The 12459-nt window shown below is 37.8% G+C and carries 13 protein-coding genes; 3 read left to right on the top strand and 10 right to left on the bottom strand.

The genetic code is table 11. The features are described 5' to 3' along the window. Positions 1-38: 38 nt before the first annotated feature. Both CN288_RS06920 and CN288_RS06915 read right to left on the bottom strand, forming a co-directional pair. Entirely contained in the window at positions 39-404 is a 366-nt protein-coding gene (locus CN288_RS06920) for an arsenate reductase family protein (RefSeq protein WP_090695081.1), read from the bottom strand. Positions 405-865: 461 nt separating this feature from the next. Then, positions 866-1399, bottom strand: a complete 534-nt coding sequence (locus tag CN288_RS06915; RefSeq protein WP_026594164.1) for a hypothetical protein — start codon at positions 1397-1399, stop codon at positions 866-868. Between the two features lie 143 nt (positions 1400-1542). On the opposite strand from CN288_RS06915, the gene CN288_RS06910 reads away from it, so the two are divergent. After that, positions 1543-2196, top strand: coding sequence for a phosphatase PAP2 family protein (locus tag CN288_RS06910; RefSeq protein WP_026594163.1), 654 nt, complete (start codon positions 1543-1545; stop codon positions 2194-2196). Positions 2197-2275: 79 nt separating this feature from the next. Here CN288_RS06910 and CN288_RS06905 read toward each other — a convergent pair whose 3' ends face one another. The 8 genes from CN288_RS06905 to CN288_RS06875 all read right to left on the bottom strand — a co-directional run bounded on the left by CN288_RS06905 (position 2276) and on the right by CN288_RS06875 (position 10976). Continuing rightward, positions 2276-3289, bottom strand: a complete 1014-nt coding sequence (locus CN288_RS06905) for a PTS transporter subunit IIC (RefSeq protein ID WP_026594162.1) — start codon at positions 3287-3289, stop codon at positions 2276-2278. A 20-nt stretch (positions 3290-3309) separates the two neighbouring features. Then, positions 3310-4260, bottom strand: coding sequence for an L-lactate dehydrogenase (locus CN288_RS06900; RefSeq protein ID WP_026594161.1), 951 nt, complete (start codon positions 4258-4260; stop codon positions 3310-3312). 237 nt (positions 4261-4497) lie between these two features. Next, complete coding sequence (locus tag CN288_RS06895; protein WP_026594160.1) at positions 4498-4746, bottom strand: spore coat protein; 249 nt, start codon at positions 4744-4746, stop codon at positions 4498-4500. Positions 4747-4759: 13 nt separating this feature from the next. Beyond that, the gene (locus CN288_RS06890; RefSeq protein WP_016112410.1) at positions 4760-4945 is read right to left on the bottom strand and encodes a hypothetical protein; all 186 of its coding nucleotides are present in this window, start codon (positions 4943-4945) and stop codon (positions 4760-4762) included. Between the two features lie 322 nt (positions 4946-5267). Next, positions 5268-7052, bottom strand: coding sequence for an acyl-CoA dehydrogenase family protein (locus CN288_RS06885; protein WP_026594159.1), 1785 nt, complete (start codon positions 7050-7052; stop codon positions 5268-5270). 199 nt (positions 7053-7251) lie between these two features. Then, a complete protein-coding gene (locus tag CN288_RS28660) occupies positions 7252-7392 on the bottom strand; it encodes a hypothetical protein (protein WP_176527653.1) in 141 nt (46 codons plus the stop codon). Positions 7393-7397: 5 nt separating this feature from the next. Next, positions 7398-8573 (bottom strand): acetyl-CoA C-acetyltransferase, encoded by a 1176-nt coding sequence (locus CN288_RS06880; RefSeq protein ID WP_026594158.1) that lies wholly within the window; start codon positions 8571-8573, stop codon positions 7398-7400. Between the two features lie 21 nt (positions 8574-8594). Continuing rightward, complete coding sequence (locus tag CN288_RS06875; protein ID WP_098302019.1) at positions 8595-10976, bottom strand: 3-hydroxyacyl-CoA dehydrogenase/enoyl-CoA hydratase family protein; 2382 nt, start codon at positions 10974-10976, stop codon at positions 8595-8597. Between the two features lie 237 nt (positions 10977-11213). Between CN288_RS06875 and CN288_RS06870 the strand changes: the two genes are divergently transcribed. After that, entirely contained in the window at positions 11214-11360 is a 147-nt protein-coding gene (locus tag CN288_RS06870) for a YuzL family protein (RefSeq protein WP_003201682.1), read from the top strand. Positions 11361-11617: 257 nt separating this feature from the next. Next, a complete protein-coding gene (locus tag CN288_RS06860; RefSeq protein WP_026594155.1) occupies positions 11618-12457 on the top strand; it encodes a D-alanyl-D-alanine carboxypeptidase family protein in 840 nt (279 codons plus the stop codon). The last annotated feature ends 2 nt before the right edge of the window (positions 12458-12459 follow it).

Below are 12459 nucleotides of genomic sequence, written 5' to 3'. Positions count from 1 at the left end.
TGTACCTCCAGTGAATGTATTAATTATGTAAAAATACCTTATTGGTACTTTTTCCACACACTTTCAAACTGCTCTTCGTTAAAACCAAGTGTTACATTCGTACCATCTGTTACGATTGGACGTTTAATCAACATGCCATCAGATGCTAAAAGCTCAAACAATTCGTCTTCACTTGCTTCCTTTAACTTATCTTTTAAGCCAAGTTCACGGTAACGCATTCCACTTGTATTAAAGAATTTTTTTAATGGCAATTCACTTTTCGCATGTAAATTACGCAAATCTTCTTTTGACGGTGGATTTTCAACAATATGAATCATTTCATATGCTACATCGTTTGCCTCAAACCATTTTTTCGCTTTTTGACATGTGCCACACTTTGGATATGAATAAAATGTTACTGTCATAAATTCACCTACTTTTTGCTAACCTTTATCTTTATCATATAGAAAACATTCTATTATTTCAAACGATTCTTCTCCAAACTTTAACTTATTTCGTCACAATTTTCTTTTCCCCTGCAAATTTTCCTTATTTTCCGCCATTTTTATATTTAAAATATTTTCCTCTCAATTTATCGTGTATGTTAAACACGAACATATATCTTAAACAAACGTTTATTTGATAGATTAAACACCATAAAGTGAAACTTTAATCAGCGGGGTTTTCTTCATCCTCCACTGATTATTTGCCCTCACTAATTGGGGTTTTACTGGAAGTTTATCTCCCATCTAACCTCTTTGCTTGTGCTGAATGTTGAAGTGGGAGTATGACTGCCCACGAATAGCAGGATAAACACGAACATACATCTTAAACAAACGTTTGATTAAATAAATCAAACAGAAGAAGCTCCTAAATCAAGAGCTTCTTACTGCCTACTCAAATAATCCGCAATCGTTTGAAATACATATATATACATATTATGAATGCTTTGTTCTGAAATCGTATCATTGTATAAATCGGTACCCCAAATTTGTCCCTCACCACTTCCAACGTTTACAAATCCTTGTGTATACATCATTGCTCCATTTCTTGGCGCATTATGATAATCTAAATCTTTTTCAGTAAAAATGAAATAGGGCCGATCCTTTAAACCAATAAAAAACACTGGCTTTTTCAACCCTAAAAATAGATCTGTATATTTTTCTTTTGATGCTTCTTCAAAATGTTCTTTCATAACGAGAAATCCGTCAACTTCTTCAGATCTCTCCTTCATTTCATCTAACTTTATTTTCTCAAACTTTATATTTCTAAACGTATCCTTTGGTACCTCACCCACAACTCCAATAGCCAATGCCCTTCCGCTATACTCTTGAACAGGTGGTATATCCTTATTTTGTGCACACCCCACCCCTATTAGACATAACAATATAAGAAAACAAAAATTCAGCAAACGCTTCATTCTTACTCCCCCCATCTCAAAAGTCAAGTGACAAAAATGTAAGGCAAATTCAAAAAAATGTAAGTAAAATCGATAGCTCATTTTGATTTTCTATATTATAATCAATTGGATTTACTTACATTACTAAACACTAGGAGATTTTCATGAAAAAATATAAACTTTCATCTTTTCTTCCCTTAAGTTATATACTTCTACTCGTACTCGTAAGTCCGCTTTACGATGTACTAAATAAATCTGGCGTTCATGCCGTCGACGTTACGACTATAGTTGATGATTGGATTCCGTTTGTAAAAGTATTTATTATTCCGTATTTACTTTGGTTCCCATACTTATATGGAGCACTCATTTACTATTGTTTCGCTGATCGTAAACAATATTATGTAACATTAAGCAGCGTTATCCTTGGAAAACTAACATGCTTTTCGATTTACTATTTGTGGCAAACAACAGTACCCCGCCCTACAGTAGTAGGGACAGATGTATTTTCTGACTTAGTTCGTTATATTTATAGTATTGATCAACCTGTAAACTGTTTCCCTAGCATCCACGTTCTCACAACATTTGTCATTATGTTAGCTGCTTATAAGCGAAGAGAGCAGCATAAGTGGGAATATTGGATCCTTACGTTCTTTGGTACACTCATTATTTTATCGACATTATTCACAAAACAGCATGCCTTCTTAGATGCAGTTTCTGGCATGGCATTGGCGAGCACATTGTACCTCGGTGTGCAATTATTATTAGTTAACAGAAAAGAAACTGTTACAATCCCAGTAAAACAAACCTATAAAATGTAACAAAAAAGCAGACTGTGGCTTCTTCAGTCTGCTTTTATCTATATAAAGGAGATTTTCAATGTAATATGTTGTTTGGCAATTAAGATTGTGGCACAGTCATATCGCCTGAATGAATTCGGCCTGCTTTTTTTAGCGCAATGTAAATGATATAAGAAACAGCTACTGGAATTACAATGTAAGTGATAACCATCGCTGGTACAACATCAAATCCTTGGCTGGAAATTAAATTAATTGGTGCAATCAAAGAACTTAATCCAAGACCTGCAATTTCTTTACCTGCTTCCAAGTGAAAAATTAGTGCAGATACAGGACCCACAATGGCGCTGGCAACGACAGTTGGGACGAGAATCATTGGATTTTTAGTAATGTTCGGCAACTGTACTTTCGGAGTACAAAGCGCTTGTGCTAAAATACCACCCAAATTGTTTTCTTTTGCTGAGATAACAGAGAATCCGATAAATTGAGCTACACATCCTGCAAGTGCTGCACCGCCTGCAACACCGTCTAGGCTAAGCGCAATTGCTAAAGCAGCTGATGATGCTGGAGAAATAAGTAATAGTCCCCAAACAACTGAAAGTACAATAGAAGCAATAAATGGGCTACCAGCTGAGCTATCTTTAATAAACGCTCCAACTATATTTAAAACAGGGCTAATATTTTGAGCTAACCAAATACCAACTATGCCTGAGCCTAGTATTGCCACAAATGGAACGAGCATCATATCTAAAGCAGTTTTCCCGCTTAATCGTTTACCGATATAGACCGCTAGAGTTGCTGTTAATAATGCACCGATCGGTTCACCAGTTTTAATGATTAGACCAGCTTCAGTAATCGAAATCGATCCTGCTCCAATCGCCCCGGCGACCATCGCTGAGAAAATGACAAGCCCGTTTGCTCCAAGCATGAAAGCAATCCCTGCTCCAATTGCTGGTGCCATAAGTGATTTCGCGACAACACCAATTGTAATTAACATCGGAATATCAACAATTCTTCCTATATTTTCTATCAGTAAACCAATTCCAAGTGATACGAAAATACCTTGTGCAATTCCGGCAGAACCTTTAAAAACACGAGACATTATATAGTCCTTCATCTGTTTCACCTTCTCCTAGTTTAGTAACCGATTGTTTTCATATAGTCACGTAAAATATCATTGGATTGTGCAAATCGGCTTTCCTCGGCTTCTGTTAAGTTTAGTTCAACGACTTCTTTCACACCATCTCTTGTAATAATTGCTGGTACACCTGTGCAAATATTATATTCACCGTACTCACCATCTAAAATGGCTGAAACAGCGATTACACAATGATCATCATTAAAGATAGAGCGTGCGATATAAGCTAGTGAATTCCCAATACCGTAATAAGTAGTTCCTTTACGTTTATAAATTTCCCAACCAGCTTTAGCAGTTTTCTCAACAATTTCATCTAAATCAATTTCGCCGAAACGCTCTTTTTGTTCATCTAAAATTTGCAAGATTGGTTTCCCGCCAACTGTAACATGAGACCAGGCAACCATTTGAGAGTCACCATGCTCACCTAATGAATAACCGTGAATACTACGAGGATCCACTTCAAGCATTTCAGATAAAATTGTTCTCAAGCGTGAAGAGTCTAAAGATGTTCCTGTACCAAGCACACGGTTTCTTGGTAAACCAGACACTTTCCAAACTTGATAAGTAATAATATCAACTGGATTTGATGCGATTAAGAAGATGCCATCAAATCCACTTGCCATTACACCTTCTACAACACTTTCCATAATCTTCGCGCTTGCTCCCAAAGTATCCAAGCGACTTTGTCCTGGTTTTGGAGCTGGACCTGCTGTAATAATAACAATATCCATATCTTTGCAGTCTTCATAAGTACCTGCATATACTTTTGTTCTTGTATTTGTAAAGTTAATGCAGTGTGATAAATCCATCGCTTCTCCAACTGCACGTTCATAATTTATATCAATTAATGCTAGTTCTTCACAGATACCTTGATTCACAATTGAATATGCGCAGCTTGATCCAACTAATCCAGTGCCAATAATTGCGATTTTTCTTGTGTTTCTATTCATAAGAACCTCTCCTAAATCATTATGTAATGTTTTTGTTCTTTACACTTTTTATTATAGAGATTCGCACTATAGAAACCATGGATACTTTGTGAAATATTGAACAATCTTTTTGTACTTTTTGTGACATACCCTAAAAATTTTTCGTCATATTTGTTACAACTAGAAAAATATTTCACACATATGTATTGATATATACAAATACGAAAAAGCGAGNNTCACTCGCTTTTTCGTATTTTATTATTGTGCATTTAGCTGACTTTTCAATTGCTGAACAACCATTGGATTCGCAGGAGCAGCTGGTTGATAATAATTTTTTTGCTTCGCATATTCATATACCTTACGTTGCCTTAATTCATCTTGATTTCGAATGTGAATCAACGTTTGATGTAACTGTGCGTTATCCGATTGCGCTATGTAATTCGCATAACCCGTTAAACTAGCATTTAACTCCGCTAAATAATCGTTCACCATATCTTTTTCATTCATAGTCTATACACTCCTAACCTAAAAAGGACATTAATTGTTGTCTTGTATTTCTTGCCGCTTGTGCATCTTGCTGTAGCATTTGCTTCAATTGAGGATCTGTACACTGCTGCGCATACTGATCTAATTTATTCGCAACTGTCGCATGCCCTCCAATAATATGACGTAAATTTTCAAGCTCAAGCTCTGTTAAATTTGGCATAATAAAACCCTTCCTTTCTTTGTTCATTCACCATTTAGTATCTATTAATTTTGGGATTGTATGCATGTGAAGTGATGACATAAAATGATGATTCACTAAAAAAAGATGAATGATCACATTCACCTTTTACTTAAAAAATCATAGTCATTTTAGCAAGCTTGTCTTACAAAGATAGTATTGTAAGAACACTTTATCCGAAGTTGATTTAGATGATCGTGTTCATGCGTATATTGATACGATTAATCCAGATATCGATTTTATACAGCGATTACTCACAAAAAAATCCGACAGCCCTTATAGGGTTGCCGGATTCTCAAAACAATTAAACTGTATAACGCTCATCCTCTAATACTTTCGCAGCAATTTCACGCTTCTTCGGAATTACGTTAAGCGGTGTATGACGAGTTAATTTGCGAAGCGCTGATAACATCATGCGCAGCATATCACCGTTTTCAACTGCGATAATTGTTTCTTTCGCATCTGCTTCAATTTGGTTGAAAGCTTCTTGGCAGAATACTTCAGTGTATAATACTTTTTGTTTATTCTTTTCAAGGCCAGTTGCTTTGATTGCTTTTTCTGTACGAAGAACAGCAGACTCCATTGCGTATAAATTGTTTACGATATCTGCAATGTTAACAAGAACTTCTTGTTCTTTATCTAATGCTTTACCGTATTTTTGGGCAGCTAATCCAGCTACCATTAAGCCGATTTTCTTCGCGTTATTTACTAAATATTTTTGAAGTGCTAATGGCTCATCGCCTACTTCTTCTGGCATCATCATCATTAACTCTTCTTGTAATTTTTGTGCCTTTTGAAGAAGCGGTAATTCACCTTTCATTGCTTTACGTAAGAACGTACCCGGTACGATTAAACGGTTAATTTCGTTCGTACCTTCGAAAATACGGTTAATACGAGAGTCGCGGTACATTCTTTCAATTTCGTACTCTGCCATAAATCCGTAACCACCATGAATTTGAACACCTTCGTCTACTACGTAGTCTAATACTTCAGAACCGAATACTTTATTTAAAGAGCACTCAATTGCATATTCAGCAATTGAAGCTGCAACAGCTTTGCCGTCTTTTACTTCTTCTTCTGATAATGTGCTCATACGGCTTTCAAATAAACCAACTGTACGATATACAGAGCTTTCCGCCGCATAAATTTTCGCTGCCATGTTCGCAAGCTTTTCTTGAATTAATGGGAAACGAGCGATCGGTTGTTTAAACTGTTGACGCTGATTTGCATATTGTGCAGAAATTTCTAGTGCACGTTTTGAAGAACCAACTGTACCAACACCTAATTTATAACGACCGATATTTAAAATGTTAAACGCAATGATATGCCCCTTACCAATTTCACCAAGTACATTTTCTTTCGGCACTAATGCGTCTTCTAAAATTAGCGTACGAGTTGAAGAACATTTAATTCCCATTTTCTTTTCTTCAGGGCTTGTAGATACACCTGGATATTCTTTCTCAACGATAAATGCTGTGAAATGCTCTCCATCAACTTTCGCGTATACAACGAATACATCAGCAAAAGCAGAGTTTGTGATCCATTGTTTCTCACCATTTAATACATAGTGTGTACCTTCTGCATTTAAGCGAGCAGTTGTTCTTGCGCCTAATGCATCCGATCCAGATCCTGGCTCAGTTAATGCGTATGCAGCTAATTTTTCACCAGTTGCTAAAGCAGGTAAATATTTTTTCTTTTGCTCTTCATTACCGAATAAAACGATTGGTAATGATCCGATACCAACGTGAGCGCCATGTGTAATTGCAAAGCCACCAGCACGAGAGAATTTCTCTGCGATTAACGCTGAGCTTACTTTATCAAGCCCAATTCCGCCGTACTCTTCTGGTACATCAGCACCTAATAAACCAAGCTCGCCAGCTTCTTTTAATAAGCGAACAGAACGATCAAACTCATGCTGCTCTAAATATTCAAGCTCTGGGAGAACTTCATTTACAATAAAATCCTCTGTCGTTTTCGCTATCATTTTATGCTCATCGCTATAATCCTCTGGTGTAAATACTTGATCAATCGTAATCTCATCAACTAAAAAGCTGCCGCCTTTAACTGCATTTCCCACTGTTTTTTCCATGAAAAATTCCTCCTTCATATTTTCATAGGCCGCTTCTCTCATTTTGAAAGAAGCTGGCTCACCCTTTATTTTTTATACCCTTTTATTGCTTCCACTTTTTTATTTAATCCAGTTCCAGCGGCTAGAATAATCGGTGACTTCGCTTCTTCCTATGAGGCAAAGAACGCCTCCTCGCCAGAAGCTCCATCCCCCTCGCATTCTAAGCAAGCCGCTTCCACTTTTTATTTAATCCAGTTCCAGCGGCTAGAACAATCGGCCATTTTGTCCCTTCCTCCGAGGCAAAAAGCGCCTCTATGTCAGGAGCTCCAATGTCCTCTTGTTCTGGACGAGCCGCCTCCACTTTTTTTATAGTAATTCAAACACTCCGGCAGCTCCCATTCCCCCGCCGATACACATTGTTACAATACCGAATTGCTCATTGCGGCGTTTCATTTCATGAATAAGAGATAATGTTAATTTTGCTCCTGTACAACCAAGTGGATGTCCAAGTGCGATTGCACCACCGTTTACATTTACCTTTTCTTCATCTAAGCCAAGCTCACGAATTACTTGGATCGATTGAGAAGCAAATGCTTCATTTAGTTCAAATAAGCCGATATCAGATAGTTCTAATCCTGCTAATTTTAACGCTTTTGGAATTGCTGCAATTGGGCCAATTCCCATTACTTCTGGTGGTACACCAGCTACTGCAAATGAGCGGAATTTCGCAAGTGGCTTCATGCCATCGCTCACTGCTTTTTCACGATCCATTAAAAGTACGGATGCTGCTCCATCACTCATTTGTGAAGAGTTACCAGCCGTTACAGAACCGCGAACGTTAAATGCTGGACGTAATTTCCCTAAGATATCTAATGTCGTATCTCCTCTTACACCTTCATCTTGTGAGAATGTAATCATTTCTTCTCGGATTTTGTTATTTGCCCCAACGGTACGCAAAGTTACATCTACAGGTACTGTTTCATCAGCAAACTTCCCTTCAGCTAAAGCTTTTGCCGCACGCTGATGACTTCTTACCGCAAATGCATCTTGCTCTTCACGAGAAATTCCATACTTCACAGCAACTTGCTCTGCTGTATGGCCCATGCCCATATAATATTCTGGAGCCGCTTCCACAAGGCGACTATTTGGACGAACAACGTGCCCCATCATTGGAACCAAACTCATCGATTCTGCTCCACCAGATAATACTGCTTCAGAATGACCAAGCATAATGCGTTCTGCACCGTAAGCGATACTTTGTAGCCCTGAAGAACAGTAACGGTTAATTGTAATAGCTGGAACATCGTAAGAAAGTCCCGCTAACCCACCGATATTACGTGCCATATTTAAACCTTGCTCTGCTTCTGGCATCGCACAACCGAAAATTAAATCATCAATTGGTCCTTCATAATTATTCGCACGTTTTAATGTTTCTTTTACTACTAATGCTCCTAAATCATCAGGACGAACTGTTTTTAATGAACCTCTCTTTGCCTTACCAATTGGCGTTCTTGCTCCCGCAACAATGACAGCTTCTCTCATGAACGATATCTCCCCTCGTTATTAGTTACGTAATGGCTTTCCTTTTACAAGCATGTGCTGCATTCTTGCTTGTGATTTCATCTCACTTACTAAGCTAATAAATGCTTCACGTTCCACATCTAATAAGTATTGCTCATCAACTTCTGTTCCGTACGGTACTTTTCCGCCTGCAATTACATATGCAAGTTTCTTCGCAATATGAAGATCATATTCAGAAATGTAACCAGATAAATGCATTGCTTCTGCTCCAAGTGCGAGAGTTGCATATCCCGTTTCACCAACAACTGGTATCTTTTTGCGGATAGGTGCTTTATAACCCGCTTCATATAAAGCAAGTGCTTTTTGTTTCGCATCGTATAGTAAGTGATCACCATTCACACTAATACCATCTTTATCGCCTAAGAAGTTATGAGAAACTGCTTCTTGCGCAGATGTTGAAACTTTCGCCATCGCTACTGTCTCAAATACTTTATTTGCAACCTTTTGCAGATCAAACTCTACACCGTTTGCCATTTTATTTAAATGTTTAATGTATAACTCTTTGTTACCGCCACCGCCAGGGATTAAACCAACCCCAACTTCTACTAATCCCATGTATGTCTCACTAGAAGCTTGAATGCTCGCTGCTGGTAAGCAAACTTCTGTACCGCCGCCAAGTGTCATACCGTATGGTGCTGCCACGACTGGTTTTGAGCAGTACTTAATTTTCATCATTGCATCTTGGAAGTTTTTCACGACCCACTCAATTTCAAAGTAGTTATCATCTTGTGCTTCCATTAAAATCATTGCAAGGTTTGCACCAACGCAGAAGTTTTTCGATTGGTTCCCGATAACAAGTCCTTTATAATTCTTTTCCACTTCATCAACAGCGTAGTTAATCATTTGCGTAATATCCATACCAATTGCATTGCTCTTTGAATGGAATTCTAAGCAAAGGACGCCATCGCCTAAATCGATTAAGCTCGCACCACTATTTTTCTTTAACACGCCATTTTTCTCTTTTAGTTGTTTAAGCGAAATTGCTTTTTTATTACGTTCAATCAGCTTATATTCACCGTTATCGTAGTAATAGCTTTCGCCGTTATCCTGTTTATAGAAAGTACTAAATCCTTTCTCTAACATGTCTTTTACCCATGCCGGAACAACTTTTCCGTTTTCTTCCATCTTTTGAACGGATTTTTCTACGCCAATTGCGTCCCAAATTTCAAATGGGCCTTGTTCCCAGCCAAATCCCCACTTCATCGCTTGGTCAATTGCAACAATATCGTCTGCGATTTCTTTATGAAGCTTCGCTGAATATAAAAGAGTTGGCGTAATAATATTCCATAGCAACTCTCCTGCACGATCTTTCGCATATACAAGCGCTTTCAATTTATTCGCTAATCCTTTTTCTTGTTTGCTTAACTCTACAGAAGCAGCTTTTAATTTTTTACGTGCTTCATATTCCATCGTTTCAGGATTTAACTCTAAAATTTCTTTTCCTTGTTTTAAGAAGAAACCTTGACCTGTTTTACTTCCAAGCCATTTTTTCTCCAGCATGCCATGCATGAAAGCTGGTACTTTAAATACATCTCGTTCTTCTTCCTGTACATTTTCATATACATTGTTCGCAACGTGAACGAATGTGTCTAAACCAACAACATCTAATGTGCGGAACGTTGCGCTCTTTGGACGACCGATTAATGGACCTGTTACAGAATCCACTTCTCCAACGCTATAGCCGCGCTTAATCATTTCTTGCAACGTCACAAGTAAGCCGTACGTACCGATTCTGTTTCCAATAAAGTTTGGTGTATCTTTCGCGATAACGACACCTTTTCCAAGAACATCTTCACCAAATAATTTCATAAAGTTTAACACTTGTGGATCTGTTTCTTTTGTCGGTATAATCTCTAGAAGTTTTAAATAACGTGGTGGGTTAAAAAAGTGCGTTCCTAAGAAGTGTTTTTGGAAGTCATCTGAACGACCTTCTGCCATTTTTTCAACAGAAATACCCGATGTATTTGAGCTCACAATCGAGCCTGGTTTACGAACAGCATCTACTTTTTCAAATAGTTTCTTCTTAATGTCTAAATTTTCAACAACAACTTCAATAATCCAATCTACATCAGCAAGGCGCTCAAGGTCATCCTCTAAATTACCCGCTTCAATTAATGCTAAATTACCTTTCACTGTAAGAGGAGCTGGTTTTTGCTTTACTAATTTTTGCAGTGCCCCGTTACTAAAACGATTTCTTACACTTTTATGTTCTAACGTAAGTCCCTTCGCTTCCTCTTCTTTTGTAAGCGCCTGTGGTACGATATCAAGCAATAATGTTGGTATACCGATATTGGCTAAATGTGCAGCAATTCCTGAGCCCATTACGCCAGAACCGAGAACAGCAGCCTTTTTAATTTGGAACATCCATTTCTCCCCCTATTCTTGAATGAATGCTCATTCAATTTTTCGACATAAGTCGCAATCAATGAGTGAGCCTCTACTAATAAATATATGATACTGTTTAAATTTTCGCAATATATTTATTGATAAAATTTTCTGAAATAAATTATTTTCTTTGATTTGGGAACTCTATAACTGTGTATTTCTTGATAGAATACGCTTTTTCCTTTTTTAGAATTTAACGAAAATGGAGGAATATATATGGCAAGACTTAAGAAAGACCCATCAAAAGCAGGCGTTAGTGCTGCAAGTGTAACAGGAAATGCAGGTCCAGTTGATCGCGGTATTGAAAAAGGCCGTCAAGGTAACAATCAACAATATAAAAAGCACAACATGGGTGAAAAATAAGGATATATGTGCTTGTTCAAAAAGGAGTATAAAGAGAGCCGAGCAGTTCGACGTACGGAAGCTGGGAAGATACGGAGTGTAGGTGGAGCTACATGTGAACCGGACTGGCGATGTAGCGAAGAAAGCGGGCGGCGATCTTTACCGGACTTTTTGAACTTCCGCTATATTTTTGGGCAGAGAACGTGGCATAATGAGTATTGGGCCACTTTTCTGCCCAATTTATTTGTACATAAGGAAAAACAAAAGAGGGAACGATGATGAAACGAACAATACTCATGATTGTGATGATCGCTACACTGTTTACAAGTATGATTTTCTTCTCTTATGCAAACCAGAAAAAAGACGTGAGAGAGAATCAGCCTGCTATCACTGGGAAATACGCCGTTACAATCGATGCTGATACTGGTGAAATTCTATATGGAAAACGGGAACAAGAACGTTCGTATCCAGCTAGCATAGCAAAAATGATGACAACTCTTCTTTTACTAGAGAATGTGAAAAAAGATGAAGAAATTACAGTCACTAAAAACGCAATAACAACGGAGAGTCAAAGCAAAAAAATTAAACTTCATGCTGGTGAAAAATTAAAAAGAGATGAAGCATTGAAACTCATGCTAATCATCAGTGCCGATCCAATCTCTGAATCCATTGCCGAACATATTGCAGGATCAAAAGAAGAGTTTATCAAAATGATGAATAGACGAGCGAAAGAACTCGGGACAAAGCATGCAACGTTTAAAAACGCGAGCGGAGCTGACGCATTAGGTAATAAAGTATCACCTTATGACATCGCCATCATTACGAAAGAAGCATTAAAATACCCAATTGTGCTAGATTATATGAATACAACGCGCTCAACATTGCATACTTCACAGCGCGCCCCAAAAATTGCAAACTATGGCCGCGAGGAACTTTACGATGATCCATATGCAATTGGAAGTAAAAGCGGTTTATCTGCGCTTGGGAAATACACTGTCGTCACAGTCGATGAAAAAGATGGCAAACGAGTTATTAACGTTGTACTGTCTTCTACTCGTACGCAGTTATATCCAGATACGAAAAAAATGGCAAATTATGCATTCAAGCAATTAAAATAACC

Origin of the sequence: Bacillus sp. AFS023182 (assembly GCF_002560575.1) — a bacterium.
GTDB classification, from domain to species: domain Bacteria; phylum Bacillota; class Bacilli; order Bacillales; family Bacillaceae_G; genus Bacillus_A; species Bacillus_A arachidis.
This window is presented reverse-complemented; position numbering and strand designations above follow the sequence as displayed.

Bases quoted from the DNA above. Each gene is read 5' to 3' on its own strand.
- CN288_RS06890 (WP_016112410.1), bottom strand. From the start codon at position 4,945: ATGCCAAATTTAACAGAGCTTGAGCTTGAAAATTTACGTCATATTATT.
- CN288_RS06905 (WP_026594162.1), bottom strand. From the start codon at position 3,289: ATGAAGGACTATATAATGTCTCGTGTTTTTAAAGGTTCTGCCGGAATT.
- CN288_RS06880 (WP_026594158.1), bottom strand. From the start codon at position 8,573: ATGAGAGAAGCTGTCATTGTTGCGGGAGCAAGAACGCCAATTGGTAAG.
- CN288_RS06885 (WP_026594159.1), bottom strand. From the start codon at position 7,052: ATGGAAAAAACAGTGGGAAATGCAGTTAAAGGCGGCAGCTTTTTAGTT.
- CN288_RS06900 (WP_026594161.1), bottom strand. From the start codon at position 4,260: ATGAATAGAAACACAAGAAAAATCGCAATTATTGGCACTGGATTAGTT.
- CN288_RS06870 (WP_003201682.1), top strand. From the start codon at position 11,214: ATGGCAAGACTTAAGAAAGACCCATCAAAAGCAGGCGTTAGTGCTGCA.
- CN288_RS06920 (WP_090695081.1), bottom strand. From the start codon at position 404: ATGACAGTAACATTTTATTCATATCCAAAGTGTGGCACATGTCAAAAA.
- CN288_RS06915 (WP_026594164.1), bottom strand. From the start codon at position 1,399: ATGAAGCGTTTGCTGAATTTTTGTTTTCTTATATTGTTATGTCTAATA.
- CN288_RS06895 (WP_026594160.1), bottom strand. From the start codon at position 4,746: ATGAATGAAAAAGATATGGTGAACGATTATTTAGCGGAGTTAAATGCT.
- CN288_RS06860 (WP_026594155.1), top strand. From the start codon at position 11,618: ATGAAACGAACAATACTCATGATTGTGATGATCGCTACACTGTTTACA.
- CN288_RS06875 (WP_098302019.1), bottom strand. From the start codon at position 10,976: ATGTTCCAAATTAAAAAGGCTGCTGTTCTCGGTTCTGGCGTAATGGGC.
- CN288_RS06910 (WP_026594163.1), top strand. From the start codon at position 1,543: ATGAAAAAATATAAACTTTCATCTTTTCTTCCCTTAAGTTATATACTT.